The sequence below is a fragment of the Pseudomonas sp. G.S.17 genome, assembly GCF_038096165.1.
GTDB lineage: Bacteria > Pseudomonadota > Gammaproteobacteria > Pseudomonadales > Pseudomonadaceae > Aquipseudomonas.
In genome coordinates this window covers 5940559-5955973 of record NZ_CP151076.1, presented here as the reverse complement: position 1 = coordinate 5955973, position 15415 = coordinate 5940559, and the positions used below count along the sequence as shown (strand labels likewise).

General features: G+C 58.9%; 11 protein-coding genes. 6 read left to right on the top strand and 5 right to left on the bottom strand.

Annotated features, from left to right (window positions below; all coding sequences use genetic code 11):
* Positions 1-20: 20 nt before the first annotated feature.
* Positions 21-2030 carry a DNA helicase Rep gene (rep, locus tag AABC73_RS27775; protein ID WP_331149929.1) on the bottom strand — a complete coding sequence of 670 codons (2010 nt, stop codon included), beginning with the start codon at positions 2028-2030 and terminating at the stop codon, positions 21-23.
* 216 nt (positions 2031-2246) lie between these two features.
* Between rep and AABC73_RS27770 the strand changes: the two genes are divergently transcribed.
* On the top strand, positions 2247-3914 hold the full coding sequence (locus AABC73_RS27770) for a bifunctional diguanylate cyclase/phosphodiesterase (RefSeq protein WP_341521745.1): 1668 nt from the start codon (positions 2247-2249) through the stop codon (positions 3912-3914).
* A 282-nt stretch (positions 3915-4196) separates the two neighbouring features.
* Positions 4197-5531, top strand: a complete 1335-nt coding sequence (locus AABC73_RS27765; protein ID WP_341520479.1) for an IS110 family transposase — start codon at positions 4197-4199, stop codon at positions 5529-5531.
* A 144-nt stretch (positions 5532-5675) separates the two neighbouring features.
* Here the strand turns inward: AABC73_RS27765 and AABC73_RS27760 are convergent, their stop codons facing one another.
* On the bottom strand, positions 5676-7055 hold the full coding sequence (locus AABC73_RS27760) for a NorM family multidrug efflux MATE transporter (RefSeq protein WP_341521744.1): 1380 nt from the start codon (positions 7053-7055) through the stop codon (positions 5676-5678).
* Positions 7056-7212: 157 nt separating this feature from the next.
* Here AABC73_RS27760 and AABC73_RS27755 point away from each other — a divergent pair, with 157 nt between their 5' ends.
* Positions 7213-8133, top strand: coding sequence for a LysR substrate-binding domain-containing protein (locus AABC73_RS27755; RefSeq protein ID WP_341521743.1), 921 nt, complete (start codon positions 7213-7215; stop codon positions 8131-8133).
* 193 nt (positions 8134-8326) lie between these two features.
* Positions 8327-10303: a methyl-accepting chemotaxis protein gene (locus AABC73_RS27750; protein ID WP_341521742.1), complete on the top strand. Its 1977-nt coding sequence runs from the start codon at positions 8327-8329 to the stop codon at positions 10301-10303.
* 102 nt (positions 10304-10405) lie between these two features.
* On the opposite strand, the gene AABC73_RS27745 is transcribed toward AABC73_RS27750, so the two are convergent.
* On the bottom strand, positions 10406-11899 hold the full coding sequence (locus AABC73_RS27745; RefSeq protein WP_341521741.1) for a YifB family Mg chelatase-like AAA ATPase: 1494 nt from the start codon (positions 11897-11899) through the stop codon (positions 10406-10408).
* A 508-nt stretch (positions 11900-12407) separates the two neighbouring features.
* On the opposite strand from AABC73_RS27745, the gene AABC73_RS27740 reads away from it, so the two are divergent.
* Positions 12408-13034 (top strand): Abi family protein, encoded by a 627-nt coding sequence (locus tag AABC73_RS27740; RefSeq protein WP_341521740.1) that lies wholly within the window; start codon positions 12408-12410, stop codon positions 13032-13034.
* A gap of 32 nt (positions 13035-13066) precedes the next feature.
* Here the strand turns inward: AABC73_RS27740 and AABC73_RS27735 are convergent, their stop codons facing one another.
* Positions 13067-13528, bottom strand: a complete 462-nt coding sequence (locus AABC73_RS27735) for an Lrp/AsnC family transcriptional regulator (RefSeq protein ID WP_341521739.1) — start codon at positions 13526-13528, stop codon at positions 13067-13069.
* A 132-nt stretch (positions 13529-13660) separates the two neighbouring features.
* Between AABC73_RS27735 and AABC73_RS27730 the strand changes: the two genes are divergently transcribed.
* Positions 13661-14713, top strand: coding sequence for a PLP-dependent cysteine synthase family protein (locus AABC73_RS27730; protein ID WP_341521738.1), 1053 nt, complete (start codon positions 13661-13663; stop codon positions 14711-14713).
* A 106-nt stretch (positions 14714-14819) separates the two neighbouring features.
* Here the strand turns inward: AABC73_RS27730 and AABC73_RS27725 are convergent, their stop codons facing one another.
* Positions 14820-15092 (bottom strand): accessory factor UbiK family protein, encoded by a 273-nt coding sequence (locus AABC73_RS27725; RefSeq protein WP_341521737.1) that lies wholly within the window; start codon positions 15090-15092, stop codon positions 14820-14822.
* Positions 15093-15415: the final 323 nt, after the last annotated feature.

Here is a 15415-nt window from a genome sequence, read left to right as displayed (position 1 = left end):
TGCGCAAAAAGTAGTCAATTCTAGCGTTTGAGCATGGCACGAATATCCGCCAATGCCGTATTGCCGCGCACGGCTTTCACTTCGGTGGGTGTGTCGTCGTTGCCTTCCCAGGCCAGATCGTCCGGGGGCAATTCGTCGAGGAAGCGGCTTGGCGAGCAATCGATGATTTCGCCGTATTGCTTGCGCTTGGCGGCGAAGGTGAATGCCAGCGTCTGGCGCGCGCGGGTGATGCCCACGTAAGCCAGGCGACGCTCTTCTTCGATGGTGTCGGCTTCGATGCTGGAGCGGTGCGGGAGGATTTCCTCTTCCATGCCCATGATGAACACGTAAGGAAATTCCAGGCCCTTGGAGGCGTGCAAGGTCATCATCTGCACGCCTTCGGCGCCGTCTTCCTCTTCCTGCTGGCGTTCGAGCATGTCGCGCAAGACCAACTTGCCGATGGCCTCCTCGATGGTCATGGTGCCTTCTTCGTCTTTTTCGAGGGTGTTCTTCAACGCCTCGATCAGGAACCAGACGTTGCCCATGCGGTAATCGGCGGCCTTGTCGCTGGAGCTGTTCTGCCGCAGCCAGTTTTCATAATCGATGTCCATGACCATGCTGCGCAACGCGCCAATCGGGTCGTCCTTGGCACATTGCTCGCGCACGCGATCCATCCAGCGCTTGAAACGCTGCAAGCGGTCGGTGTAGCGGCTGTCCAGATGCTCGCCCAGCCCGATTTCGTCGGTGGCGTTGTACATCGAGATCTTGCGCTCGGTGGCGTAGTTGCCGAGTTTTTCCAGGGTCGTCGAGCCGATTTCCCGGCGCGGCACGTTGATCACGCGCAGGAAGGCGTTGTCGTCGTCCGGATTGACCAGCAAACGGAAATAGGCCATCAGGTCTTTTACTTCCTGACGTCCGAAAAAGCTGTTGCCACCTGACAGACGATACGGCACCTGATGGTGCTGGAGTTTCAGCTCGATCAGTTTCGCCTGATAGTTGCCGCGATACAGGATCGCAAAGTCGCTGTACGGCCGATCGGTGCGCAAGTGCAGGCTGAGGATTTCCACGGCCACGCGCTCGGCTTCGGCGTCTTCGTTGCGGCAGCGGATCACGCGGATTTCATCGCCGTGACCCATCTCGCTCCACAATTGCTTTTCGAAGGCGTGGGGATTGTTGGAAATCAGCACGTTGGCACAGCGCAGGATGCGGCTGGTGGAGCGGTAGTTCTGCTCCAGCATGACCACTTTCAGCGACGGATAGTCGTCCTTGAGCAGCATCAGGTTTTCCGGCCGCGCGCCGCGCCAGGCGTAGATCGACTGATCGTCGTCGCCCACTACGGTGAACTGGTTGCGCATGCCGATCAGCAACTTCACCAGCAAATACTGGCTGGCGTTAGTGTCCTGGTATTCATCGACGAGCAAGTAACGAACCTTGTTCTGCCACTTTTCAAGAATGTCGGCGTGTTCCTGGAAGAGTTTCACCGGCAGCAAAATCAGGTCGTCGAAATCCACTGCGTTGTACGCCTTGAGCGTGCGCTGATAGTGGGTGTAGACGATGGCGGCGGTCTGTTCCTTGGGGTTGCGGGCGTTGGCCAGGGCCTCGGGCGGCAGGATCAGGTCGTTTTTCCACGAACCGATCATGTTCTTGATTTCGTCGACCCCATCGTCGCCGGAATACTCTTTCTGCATGATGTCGGTCATCAGCGCTTTGACGTCAGTTTCGTCAAAGATCGAAAAGCCTGGCTTGTAGCCCAGCCGCGTGTGCTCCTTGCGGATCACGTTGAGGCCCAGGTTGTGGAAGGTGGAAACGGTCAAGCCACGGCCTTCGCCAGCGCGCAGCAAGGTGCCAACCCGCTCTTTCATCTCCCGCGCAGCCTTGTTGGTAAAGGTCATGGCGACGATGTACTGGGCACGAATGCCGCAATTCTGGATCAGATGAGCAATCTTGCGCGTAATCACACTGGTCTTGCCGGAGCCAGCGCCGGCGAGCACCAAAAGAGGGCCGCCGACGTAGTTCACGGCTTCTTGTTGCCGGGGATTGAGTCGGGACATGTCAGGGAGAGGGTCACAAGCGAAATGGGCGGGCATTTTAACAGGCTGGGACGTTTGTGCGGTCACCGTCCGCCCCCGTACTTGCACTAAATATCGCTGCGCTATCTAATCCTGTAAGGTTTGTTACATTTGCGTACCAATGCGCTGTAAAGGCGCTGGTTTGGCCCCGCGTCTTTGGGCTTTGTTGCTCGTCCTTGACGAGCCTAGGGAGCTAGCTTGTCTACGCTTTTCCAACCCGTGCGACTGTTATTGCTGGCCCGAGAGCCGGAATGGCTAGCATTGCTTCGCGTTTGCCTGGTTTCCCTCGATGGCATTGAGTTGCTGTGTGTCGCGCACTGGAATGAAGTCAGCGAGCATATTGTCGACCAGGGTAATACGGTGCTGCTGACCACACCCGCGCTGCAACCCGCGCCGGGACGCTGCAGTTTGCCTGTCGTAATGCTGCTGGAACAGGAACCGTCTGTCGGACCAGTCGGTGCTGTTGACTGGCTGGTACGCAGCAGCCTGACGACTGACACCGTGCGCCGCTGCCTGCGGCATATCCGCGAAAAAGGCTTGCTGGAAGACACGCTGCAACGCCTGGCCGAACAGGACACGATGACCGGCATCGCCAATCGCCAGGGTTTTCAGACGTTGCTGACCGCGCGTTTGCTGGAAAACGAAGGCCGCGGGCTAGCCCTCGGGCATCTTGATCTGGACAACTTTCGCCGCGCCAACGATGCCCTCGGCCATCAGGCGGGTGATCGACTGATTCTGCAGGTTGTGGCACGCCTCAAAAGCCAGCTGGAGGTTGGCGATCAGATCGCCCGCCTTGGCAGCGACGAATTTGCCTTGTTGATCGACACGCGGCGGGCACCACGCCGCGCCGAGTGGATGGCCGAGCGCATCACCGAAGCGCTGGCCGAGCCTTATTGGGTTGATGGCGAAAGCCTGCTGATCGGTTGCAGCCTGGGCATCGCCCACTCGCGTGCTCTGGCCGGCGCCGATCCGCTGATGTGGCATGCACACATCGCCATGCAACAAGCCAAGGGTGTCCAGGGCTGCACCTTTCATGTCTTCAACGAACGCATCAATCGCAACGCGCGCAGCCTAGCCGATCTGGAAAGTGAACTGCGTCGCGCGCTACGCCGTGACGAACTGGAGCTGCACTATCAACCCAGGCTTTGCCTGACCAGCGGGCGCATCGTCGGCCTGGAAGCGCTGGTGCGCTGGCGTCATAAGGAACGTGGCCTGTTGCCGCCCAGCGAATTCGTGCCGCTGGCTGAGCAAAGTGGCTTGATCGTGCCGCTGGGCTACTGGGTGATTTCCCGGGCCCTGCGCGACATGCAGGCGCTGCGCGAACTCGGCATGCCGCCGCTGCACATGGCCATCAACCTGTCGTTCCGCCAGTTTCAGGACAACCAGCTGCTGGCGACGTTGAGCCGCTTGATCGCCGACCGTGGCGTCGATGCGCAATGGCTGGAGTTCGAGCTGACTGAAACCGCCGTCATGCGCCGCAGTGATCTGGTCAAGCACACCATGGATGCGCTGGGCAAGCTGGGCGTGCGCTTTTCTCTGGATGATTTCGGCACCGGCTTTTCGTCGTTCGTGCATCTGAATAGCCTGCCCATTGCGCTGCTCAAGATCGACCGGAGTTTCGTCGCGGAAATGGAACAGCGCGAAGAGAACCGCAAGCTGGTCCACGCCATGATCAACCTGGCGCACAACCTGAGCCTGGAAGTGGTCGCCGAAGGCGTCGAGAACGTCGAGCAACTGGCCTTGTTGCGCAGTTTTGGCTGCGATCAGGTGCAGGGCTACCTCATCAGCCGCCCGCTGGCGATGCCGGATCTGGTTGAATTCCTGACCTTCGATCAAGGCGTTTCGCGGTCGTTGAGTAGTGTTTGATCAATGCAGCCAGAATAGGTAAGTAAGAGACCGGTAGGAGATCCCCCGTCGTCCAGACGCCGCGCTGTCGCGCAGCAAACGGGGGATGCGTCTAGCGTTGAAGGTGCGCGCGGGACAGAGACCGTAGCCCGCACTGGTGTGACAGCACCCGAGTAGGAGAGTGGTCCGCACGGTATCGGCGTGGAGTCATTGTCGGCACAGCTTGCTGTGACCACGTATGAGAGAGTGAATCTTTTCGCCACCGTGTACCCCGCGCGCCCCTTAATCCTGCGAGGAATTCTCATGGCGCGCAAGAACCAGCAGAAACGTTTACGAATTGTTCACGATGACTGTGCGGGCATCGATATTGGCAGTCGTGAGCATTGGGTTGGCGTCGACCCTGATCGATGCGATAACCCGGTGCGCAGTTTTTCCACCTTTACCGACGACTTGCTCGGTTTGGCCGACTGGCTCGAATCGCTAAGTATCAGCGTGGTCGCGATGGAGGCGACCGGGGTTTACTGGATTCCCCTGTTCGAAATTCTGGATGCCCGCGGATTCGACGTCTATCTGGTCAACTCCCGGGCCACACGCCAGATATCGGGCCGTAAATCTGACGTGCTGGATTGCCAGTGGATTTGGCAGCTCATGAGCTATGGCCTTCTGCGGGGGGCCTTCCGACCTTCGGACGCCATCTGCTCCATGCGTTCGATAGTGCGCCAGCGCGCCAATAAAGTTCGCGATCAGGCTCAAACGCTCAACCGTATGCAGAAGGCGTTGAGCCAGATGAATATCCAGCTCGCCAATGTGATCAGCAATATCGCGGGTGTGACGGGAATGAAAATCCTGCGCGCCATTATCGAGGGTGAGCGTAATCCACAAAAGCTGGCCGCTTTTCGAGATCGGCGCATCAAGGCTGATCACGAAACCATTGAGCGCAGTTTACGAGGCAACTGGCGCCTGGAACACCTGCATGCCCTGGCTCAGGAAGTGGCTTGCTACGACTTTCTTGAAGGGCAGATCGCTGAGTGCGACCAAGCGATCAGACAGGTGCTTGAACAATTGCCGACACTCAACGACAAGCCTCAGCCCTCGACCAAGGCGCTGCGCAGTCCGCATCGTTCTTCATCGGAGCAAGCCGGTTTGCATCAGGCTCTCTGGAAAATCATGGGAGTTGATCTGACGGCTATTCCGACCCTCGGCGTAGATACGGCCTTGGTGCTCGCCAGTGAGATCGGCCCTGACTTGTCACGTTTTCCGACATCGGGACACTTTTGTTCCTGGCTGGGTCTTGCGCCCCCGACCCGAATATCAGGCGGTAGACAGCTGCCCGGCAGTGGTCCCAAAGTCCTGAATCGAGCAGCCCAGGCGTTGAAGCAAGCCGCCTCCAATGCGCGCAATGACAAAAGCTTCATCGGTGCCAGCCATCGTTCGCGTTTGGCAAGGATGGACACCAGCTGTGCGATCAAGGCAACCGCCCACCAACTTGCCCGCTTGATCTACGCAATGCTGACCAAAGGCCAGCCTTACGTTGAACAAGGAATGGAGGCTTACGAAGCCAAGACCCAAGACAGGCAGATGCGGGCCTTGCTGCGCAAGGCCCGCAAGTTGGGATTGGAACTGGTGAAAGCTGCGTGATTTTTCTTAGTCAAAACAGTGGGTTATTTTATGTTTGATGAGAGGGGACTTGTCCCCGAAGACAATCGGCCAGACAACGGGCAAATCCCAGGCTGAGCGGCCATTTTCGGGGACAAGTCCCCTCCTGCCGAATACCGCAGCAGTTCAAGCCACCACTGCCGCACCCGCTTCGCGCCGCAATAACCGCGAAGTCTTGCGCTCGAACGCGTAGGTCAGCGCCAGCGCCGAACACAGCAAGCCGAGCGCCAGGCCCCACCACACGCCAACTGCGCCCTGATTCATATAGAAACCCAGAATCCACGCCGCAGGTGCCGCCACCAGCCAATAGCTGGCCAGCCCGATCAGGAAGGTGGTCTTGGCATCCTTGAAGCCGCGAATGGCGCCCATGGCGATGGTTTGCGTGCCATCAAGGATTTCGAACCAGGCGGCAATCGCCAGCAGTTTTACCGCCAGATCGACAATATCGGCGAACGCCGGGTCGTTGATGTCCAGGAACAGCCCAATGATCGAATGCGGCGCCAGCCAGAACAGCACGCCGAACGCCAGCATCACGCTGCCACCGAAAACAATGCCCGCACGCCCGGCGGTCCGCGCCAGCAACAGATTGCCCGCGCCGTAATGCTGACCAATGCGCATGGTCACGGCGTAGGAAATCCCCACGGGAATCATGAACGCCATGGACACCGTTTGCAGCGCGATCTGGTGCGCTGCCATCTGCGTGCTGCCCATCGCGCCCATGCAGAACGCCGCAAAGGTGAACAACCCGACTTCCACCGCGTAGGTGCCGCCGATGGGCAGGCCCAGACGCCACAACTCTTTGAGGTGACTGCGCGACAGCTGCCAGAAACCCTGAAGAATTGGATAAGGCGCGTAAGCCGGGTGCTGGCGAATGTGCAGCGCGAGGATCAGCGCCATGGCGTTGGTCACAATCGCCGTGACCAACCCTATGCCCATCAAACCCAGATGTGGCAGCCCGAACAGGCCATGAATAAAGGCGTAGTTGAGGCCGAAGTTGGCGGCGGCGCCGCCCAGGCTGATGGCCATGACCGGACCGGCTCGACCCAGCGCACTGGTGAAGCCGCGCAGTGCCATGAAAGTCAGCAAACCCGGCAGCGCCAATGGCAAGGTGATCAGGAATTGACCGGCCATGTGGACGTTGGCTTCGGTCTGGCCGAACTGGCGAAGGATCGGCTCCAGATTCCACAGCATCAGCATCGCGATCAAGGCCATGCCCCAGGCCAGCCAGACCCCGGCTTGAACCAGTTGGGCCGCGCCTTTGTTGTCGCCCGCGCCATGCCGGATTGCCACCAGCGTGCCGACCGCCGCCATGACGCCCACGCAGAAAAACGAAATGAAGTTGTAACTGGCCGCGCCCAATCCGCCACCCGCCAGCGCTTCGGGACCGAGCTGGCCCATCATCACGGTGTCGGTGAACACCATCAACATGTGCGCCATCTGCGAAGCGATCAAAGGCCCGGCCAGGCGCAGGATGATCCAGAGTTCTTTAATGGCAGGTTGTTGCATGGCGATGGTGCTCGAATTCGAAGGTATTGATGAGCGGCACATTCTCGACAGTTAGCCGAGGATGCACAAAGGGATAAATCAGATCGGTTGCATGAGTAAAACTCATCTCTGCGGATATACGCTAAAGTTAGCGTTCCCCGCAGCAGGAAAGATCTGAATGGCTCGTAGTCTCGCTCCTCTCTATGCGCTTCGTGCATTCGAAGCGGCCGCTCGACACAGCTCGTTCACCCGCGCGGCGGAAGAGTTATCCATTACTCAAAGTGCGGTCAGCCGGCACATTCGCACCCTGGAAGAGCATTTCGCCTGCCGATTGTTTCAACGCAAGGGTCGCAACCTGCAACTCACCGAAGCGGCGCGCACTTTGCTGCCCGGCGTGCGGGACGGTTTTTCGGCGCTGGAAAGGGCGTGCAGCACGTTGTTGAGCGACGAAGGCGTGCTGCGCATGAAAGCCCCGCCGACCTTGACCATGCGCTGGCTGCTGGCGCGGCTCAGCCGTTTTCGCCATTTACAGGTTGGCAACGAAGTGCAGCTGACCAGCGCCTGGGTGGAAATCGACGTGGTGGATTTCAGCCAGGAACCCTTTGATTGCGCGGTCCTGCTCAGTCGCGGGCATTTTCCGGCGGATTGGGAAGCGATTTACCTATTCCCTGAACTGCTGATCCCGGTCGGCGCACCGAGCTTGCTCGAAGAGCTGCCGTGGGACGTCGAGCGCCTGGCCGCCGCCGAACTGCTGCACCCGACGCCGGATCGTCGCGACTGGCGCACCTGGCTGGAACGCACCGGTTTGTCGGCGCAGGTCTCACTCAAAGGCGGCCAGGTCTTCGATACGCTGGAGCTGGGCATGATCGCCGCCGCCCGCGGTTATGGGGTGTCGATGGGCGATTTGCTGATGGTCGCCGAGGACGTGGCGCACGGTCGGATGAGCCTGCCGTGGCGCACCGCAGTGCACAGCGGCGAGGATTATTATCTGGTCTGGCCGCGTACGAGGCCCGGAACAGAGCGGTTGCGGCGACTGGGCGACTTTCTGCAAAGCGAAGTCCAGGCCATGGAGTTGCCGGACGTGAAAATTCTCAGGTAAGTGGTCGGCGGATTTCAGTATCGCAATCGTTTGCTAATCCGACGGATGCGCTCAAGTATTCATCTGAGTGGCCGATGTTCAAGACATGGGACTATTCGTACCAAAAAGCGTACGAAAAGCCCTAAAAATCAAACAGATAATTTGCTGAACAGTCCGGAATCCAAAGGTCCGAACTGTTCGGTCAGGAGCCCTTATGTCAAAGCCCCGCGCTCGAATTGCCTCGCAACTCGGTATAGCTCTGGCCGTTATTCTGGCGGTCGTGATCAGCGGCAGTACCGTTTTTGCTTTGCGTTCACTGGACTCTGCCAACCTCGTCATTCGTGAAGAGCATATGGGCAGTGAAGCGCGGTTGCTGGCGGATCAGCTCGCCACCTTTCATAGCACCTTGCGTGACAGCACCCAGCGCCTGGCCGGTTTGTTTGAAAAACGCTTTGCTGCCGGCCTGACTGTTCAGGCCGACAAAACCGTCACGGTGGCCGGGGTTCAGACCCCAGGCTTGTATGAGGGCGCCAATGCCTTGAACAACGACTTCACCGAAGTCGACAGCTTCCGCCAACTGACAGCCGGGGTCGCCACGGTATTCGTGCGCAGCGGCGACGACTTCATCCGGATCAGCACGTCGCTGACCAAACAGGACGGCACACGCGCCATTGGGACGCAACTGGACCACAAGAGTCCGGCTTATGACCGCTTGATCGCCGGGCAAAACTACGTCGGCAAAACCGTGTTATTCGACCGCAATTACATGACGCAGTACTCCCCGGTGCGTGACACCAGCGGCAAAGTCATTGCGGTGCTGTTTGTCGGCTTCGATTACACCGATGCGCAAAACGCTCAGTTCGAAAACCTGAAGAATTTTCGCATCGGTACAACAGGTTCCTTGGCGCTGCTGGATGATCAAGGCCGCTGGCTGGTCCCACCGGCAGGCGTGAAAGCCCCGGAACAGGCAGGCAAAACCGTTGCTGACGTCGTCAAGCAGCCGGGCAAGGGTCAGTTCTGGAACGATACCAGCCAGGATTTCTACAGTGTTGCCCAGCCGTTCAAGGACGGCCCGTGGACAGTGCTCGCCAGCATGCCGAAAGCTGAAATCAGCGCGGTGACCTGGAGCGTCGGCACGCAGCTGGCCATTGGCAGCCTGTTGGCCATGTTTATCGCAGTAGGTGCGGCAATCTGGCTGTTGCGCAGCAAACTGCAGCCGTTGTCCGATCTGGTGCGTCAGGCTGAAGCCTTGGGTGCCGGTGATTTGAGCGTGCGCCTGAATGTGTCCAGTCACGACGAAATCGGTCAGTTGGCGGGCAGCTTCAACAAGATGGGTGAAGCCTTGTCGACAATGGTTTCCCACATCCGCACGGCCGCTCAGCAAGTCAGCAGCCGCGCTCATGAGTTGTCCGGCCTGTCGGGCGGTGCGTACGAAGGTATGGAACAGCAGTCCGGCGAAATCACCAGCATGGCTGGCGCTGTCGAAGAGTTCAGCGCTACTTCCCTGAACATCGCCGACAATATGGGCAATACCGAACGTCTGGCCAGTGACAATGCCCAGCAAACCCGTATCGGTCGCGCCTCGATGCAGGAGGCGTCCTCTTCCCTTGAGCAGATTGCTTCCTCGCTCAGCAGCACCGCCACGGTTATCGATACGTTGGGGCAGCGCTCTCAGGAAATCGGCAGCATCGTTGGCGTGATCACCTCGATTGCCGATCAGACCAACTTGCTGGCTCTCAACGCGGCCATCGAAGCGGCGCGCGCCGGTGAGCAGGGCCGTGGTTTTGCGGTGGTAGCAGATGAGGTGCGCAGCCTGGCATCCAGGACGCGCAAGGCCACCGATGAAATCTCCGGCATGATCGCCAGCATCCAGCAGGAAACCGGCAATGCCATCAGTACGATGCAGCAGGGCAATGCGTTGATGCAGGAAGGTCTGTCACTCAATGCCAAGGTCGCCGCCGCGCTGGCGCAGATCGACGAGCAAAGCCGTTCCGCCGGTGAGCAGTTTGCTGCGATCACCACAGCGACCCAGGAACAAAGCAGCACCGCGACCTTGCTCAGCAGTAACCTGCAAAGCATCGCGATGGCCAATACCGAACAGCGCGAAGTGGTCTCGCATCTGGCAGTGACCGCCGAAGAACTGAATGCGTTGGCGGCGGAATTGCGCACTGAGGTTGATCGGTTTCGTTGATCAGTTAATTCTGTGGGAGCGAGCTTGCTCGCGAATAGGTAGGTATGAAACATTGCCTTCGCGAGCAAGCTCGCTCCCACAAGGATCATGTCGCCCGCGCGCTCAATGACTCGAAGGCCGATACTGCAACGCCTCCGCCACATGACTGCGGTTGATCGCCTCGACTTGTTCCAGATCAGCCAGCGTGCGCGCCACTTTCAGCAGGCGGTGGGCGGCGCGCAGTGACAGCGTCAGTCGCTCGCATGCTGTTTCCAGCCAGGCTTCATCGGCAGCAGACAACCCACAATGCTGGCGCAGGCCGGGCAAATCGAGAAATGCATTGGCGCAACCCTGGCGCCGCTGCTGACGTTCCCTGGCTTGCGCGACCCATTTGGCGGCGCTGGCGGTGTCGTCGCCTTGCTGCGGCGCAGGATTGAGCGACGTCGCTTCCCGCGCCACGGTCAGGTGCAGATCAATCCGGTCCAGCAGCGGGCCGGATAATTTGTTGCGATAACGCTGGATCTGCTCGGTAGAACAACGACAGCGCCCGGTGGGCTCGCCCAGATAGCCGCACGGACAGGGATTCATCGCCGCGACCAGCTGAAAACGCGCCGGAAAGCGCACCCGGTCCCGCGCCCGCGAAATCACGATATGGCCCGACTCTAGCGGCTCGCGAAGCACTTCCAGAACCCGACGGTCGAATTCCGGCAGCTCATCGAGAAACAGCACGCCATGATGCGCCAAGGTGATTTCCCCCGGCTGCGGGCGACTGCCGCCGCCCACTAACGCCGGGCCGGACGCCGAGTGGTGCGGCTGACGGAACGGCCGCTGCGGCCAGCTGGTCAGCGGAATCTGGCTGGCGACCGATTGAATCGCCGCGACTTCCAGCGCCTCATGTTCGTCCAACGGTGGCAGCAAACCAGGCAGACGACTGGCGAGCAGGGTTTTGCCGGTTCCGGGCGGGCCGCTGAATAAAAGGTTATGCGCGCCGGCTGCGGCGACGATCAGCGCGCGTTTGGCGGCGGTCTGGCCCTGGACTTCACTGAGGTCCGGGTAAGGTTTGCTCTGATGCAAAAGCCCGCTGGCCTGATAGGGCGCGATGGGCACCTGCCCGTTGAAATGGGCCACCAGCTCCAGCAAATGATTGGCGGCGATGACCCGCAAACCCGACGCCAGACACGCTTCTTCGGCGTTGACCGCAGGAATGATCAGCGTGCGCTCGGCAGCGCGGGCGGCCAACGCCGCTGGCAACACCCCTTGAATCGGCCGAATTGCCCCCGACAAGGCCAACTCGCCAAGGCATTCCACGTCCTGCAACGCCGTAAGCGGCACTTGCCCATTTGCCGCCAGCAAACCCAAGGCAATCGCCAGATCAAAACGCCCGCCATCCTTGGGCAGATCCGCCGGAGCGAGATTCAGCGTGATGCGCCGATCAGGAAATTTAAGCCCGGAATTCAGAATCGCACTGCGCACACGATCCTTGCTTTCCTTCACCGCGCCTTCCGGCAAACCCACCAGCGTCAGCGTGGGCAGACCATTGGCCAAGTGCGCTTCAACCGTGACAGCAGGCGCCTCTACCCCGACCTGGGCGCGGCTATGAACGATAGCGAGAGACATGGACTCTTCCTTGAGAATGCGATTTGCGCATCCTGCGCGATTGCGAAGCGTCGTGAGGGAATGAATGGATACAGGGTGTTAACGGCAGAGGAAGCCGGCAGCGTCGGGCGATAAAACGCGCGGGCCAGAAATGAGTTGGCCCCGCAGAGCGGGGCCATATTCTTACCTGAGCTCATCACCGTTTCAGAATCCCGGGAGTGGAGTTGTCAGGGCTGCCCGGCGAATATATTCGACCTTGGCGGCATGGTCAAACCTGAATCGGCCATCAAACAGGGGATAGTCAAGGCTTGCACGACTAGATGAAATATCCGTCAAACAGTTAGGAAAAGGATGAGTTCGAGGTATCCCCTGCGGTGGGTATTATCCGTGTCCTCTTCATCTTGGGGCTAATAGACCAGCGCCCAGAGAGCTCGTACAAAAGGAACAGCAGGATCGCGGCATAACGTAAAAAGGATTTTGACCGTCGATGATATGGCAGACACTGGAATCAAAGTTATCGACTCCCAGGATGGCTCGTTACTTACGCGGGCATAGGGGGCATGAGTCGATAGCCGCACAAGCCTACGTCCACAATATGAGGATCGCTGAGGCATTGGTTTCGGTATTCCATATTCTGGAAGTTGCGCTGCGCAACGGTATCCAAAAAGAAATGGCTCTTAACTATCGCCGTGAAGACTGGTATGAGGAGTGGCGTTGCTGCGGTGACGGCGCGCTTGAAAAGCTTTACGAGAAGATACGCGATGCCAAAGCGATCTTGATTCAACGACACGTTGCCGTCTCCCCGGACAATATCGTTGCAGAACTAAGCTTCGGATTCTGGACGGCTCTATTCAACAAAGCGACGACCAGGACTTTGTCAAAACCGTTGATGAAGGTCTTTTTCCATTGTCCCAAAGCTCTGCGTCAACCTGATCTGATCCGCAAGCGCCTTAACAATGGAAGAGTACTGCGCAACAGATGCTTCCATCACGAGCCCTTGCTATGGCAACCACTGTTGGTGCTGCACCGTGATATCTCGGAAATCATCCAGTGGATTGATCCGGTCTTGTTCGGTTGGATGCAAGCGCATGATCGGTTTCCACCAATACTTGCCGACTGGAAATGCTGGAAAGGTTCTCTCGTGTTCACGCCCTAATTCGCAACGACTTAAAACAGAGGGGCATAACATCAATCACGCGGCAACGGCAGCGCCGTAGTGTATTTGAGTTGTTCCATGGAAAAGCTCGACGTGATGGTCGACAGGCCTTCGGTGCTGCTGATGAGTTTTTTGTAGAAGCGGTCGTAAGCGGCCATGTCGTGGACGACCAGGCGCAGCATGTAGTCCCATTCGCCGGCCATTCGGTAGAACTCCATGACTTCCTCGAACTGCATGACGGTCTGGGCGAAGTGTTCGAGCCACTGGCTGTCGTGGCGCTGGGTTTTGAGTTGCACGAACACTGACAAGCCGAGGCCGAGCTTTTCGGCATCCAGCAGCACCACTTTGGCTTTGATGAAGCCCGCTTCTTCGAGCTTCTTCACCCGCTTCCAGCACGGGGTGGTCGAGAGGTTGACCGCTTCGGCCAGATCCTTGAGCGGCATGGACGCATCGCGCTGGAGCAGGCTCAGGATGTGTCGGTCAAAACTGTCCATTCTTCGCTACCGATGGTTTGGAGAAATATTTTCTACAGATTAGTCACTGCGGTAGGACGAAGGAAAATTCTTTTTCCGTTATATCAGTAAAATTTGCTCATTAACCCGCATTTGAGTAGAGGCATAGCAGTGATGAGCGACTGGATCCGTACGGCCATGAAAAAGATTTCCTGCGATCAACAGCGGTCGGCCGATACACACATGCTCAAGCTGGATGTTCCCGCACTCAAAGACGTGGATATCTATATCAAGGATGAGAGCACGCACCCGAGTGGCAGTTTGAAGCACCGGCTGGCGCGTTCGCTGTTCCTGCACGCCATTTGCAGCGGCAAGGTTCGTGAAGGCACGCATGTGGTCGAGGCGTCTTCGGGCAGCACGGCGGTGTCCGAGGCCTATTTCGCCAAGCTGCTGGGGCTGAGCTTTACGGCCGTTATGCCGCGCAATACGGCGAGCAAGAAAATCGAGCAGGTGGAATTGCTCGGCGGCCGCTGTCATTTCGTCGAGCGCGCCTGCGATGTGTATGCCGAGGCCGAGCGGCTGGCCAGCGCCGGCGATGGTCATTACATGGACCAGTTCACCTACGCCGAGCGCGCCACCGACTGGCGCGGCAATAACAATATTGCCGACAGCATCTTCGAGCAGTTGAGCGGCGAAGAGCATCCGGTGCCCGCCGCGATCGTGATGAGCGCCGGAACCGGTGGCACGTCGGCGACGATTGGGCGTTTCATCCGCTACAAAGGGCATGACACGCGGCTGATCGTGGTGGATCCGGAGAATTCAGTCTTCTATGAGAGCTACCGAACGGGTGATACCAGTGTGACCAGCCAGCATGGCAGCCGCATTGAAGGTATCGGCCGACCCAAGGTCGAGGCTTCGTTTCTGCCCGGTGTGATTGACGACATGTTGCAGGTGCCTGACGCCGCGAGCATCGCGACGCTGGCTTGGCTGGAACGTCTGCTCGGTAAAAAGCCCGGCGGCTCGACCGGTACCAACGTCTGGGGCGCGCTGACGGTGGCGCTGCAGATGCAGGAGCAAGGTTTGAAAGGCTCGGTCGTGACGCTGATGTGCGATAGCGGCGAGCGTTATCTGGACACCTACTACGACCCGCAATGGGTCGCGCGCACCATCGGGGACCTCGCGCCTTATACGCGCAAGCTGGAGCGTTTGTTGGTGCCGGCCAGATAGGTCAATACCGATCCGTGGGAGCGAGGCTTGCCCGCGAAGAACGATAACGGGGTGAGTCTGGTGCACCGAGGTGCCTGGTTCGCGGGCAAGCCTCGCTTGTACGGGTTCAGTGCGTGTCAGATCCATTCTTTGGCGCGGCGTTCGCTTCCATCTCCGCAACCTTGGCTTCCAGCGCTTCCAGGCGTGCCCGGGTGCGGGCGAGGACGGCCATCTGGCTGTCGAACTCTTCACGACTGACCAGATCCAGTTTGCTGAAGCCGCTTTGCAGCAGGGCCTTGAACTGGGTTTCAAATTCATTGCGCGGGATCGGCGTCTCGCCGTTGAACAAGCGCGAGGCGTGGCCGCTCAGGGCATCGAGGAAAGCTTTGGGCGCGAGCATGGTCAGGTTCCTGAATCAGATGGACGGCAGTGTAGCACGCAGCGTCTATAGTCAATCCAGGTCGGGGGATGCACGGTTATCGCGCATCGTGGCGTGCACGCGCGCACTGTAGTTGTGCGTTCCGCTCGTCTGGAAGGGGCCGGGGCTGGGCGATAGTGGGTCAATGGCCTGTATTCAATGAAAAATCACGAGATGGCAAGCTTTCTGCTTAGACGCTTATGACCCATGCACTGAAGCAGTCGCTGTGACGAAGGCAGTGCGGCAGGCGGAGCGGGGATGTGTTTCGTCAGAAGCGGTTTCTGGGGTTGGTCGGGCCTCTATTA

Bases quoted from the DNA above. Each gene is read 5' to 3' on its own strand.
- rep (WP_331149929.1), bottom strand. From the start codon at position 2,030: ATGTCCCGACTCAATCCCCGGCAACAAGAAGCCGTGAACTACGTCGGC.
- AABC73_RS27765 (WP_341520479.1), top strand. From the start codon at position 4,197: ATGGCGCGCAAGAACCAGCAGAAACGTTTACGAATTGTTCACGATGAC.
- AABC73_RS27760 (WP_341521744.1), bottom strand. From the start codon at position 7,055: ATGCAACAACCTGCCATTAAAGAACTCTGGATCATCCTGCGCCTGGCC.
- AABC73_RS27755 (WP_341521743.1), top strand. From the start codon at position 7,213: ATGGCTCGTAGTCTCGCTCCTCTCTATGCGCTTCGTGCATTCGAAGCG.
- AABC73_RS27750 (WP_341521742.1), top strand. From the start codon at position 8,327: ATGTCAAAGCCCCGCGCTCGAATTGCCTCGCAACTCGGTATAGCTCTG.
- AABC73_RS27745 (WP_341521741.1), bottom strand. From the start codon at position 11,899: ATGTCTCTCGCTATCGTTCATAGCCGCGCCCAGGTCGGGGTAGAGGCG.
- AABC73_RS27740 (WP_341521740.1), top strand. From the start codon at position 12,408: ATGGCTCGTTACTTACGCGGGCATAGGGGGCATGAGTCGATAGCCGCA.
- AABC73_RS27735 (WP_341521739.1), bottom strand. From the start codon at position 13,528: ATGGACAGTTTTGACCGACACATCCTGAGCCTGCTCCAGCGCGATGCG.
- AABC73_RS27730 (WP_341521738.1), top strand. From the start codon at position 13,661: ATGAGCGACTGGATCCGTACGGCCATGAAAAAGATTTCCTGCGATCAA.
- AABC73_RS27725 (WP_341521737.1), bottom strand. From the start codon at position 15,092: ATGCTCGCGCCCAAAGCTTTCCTCGATGCCCTGAGCGGCCACGCCTCG.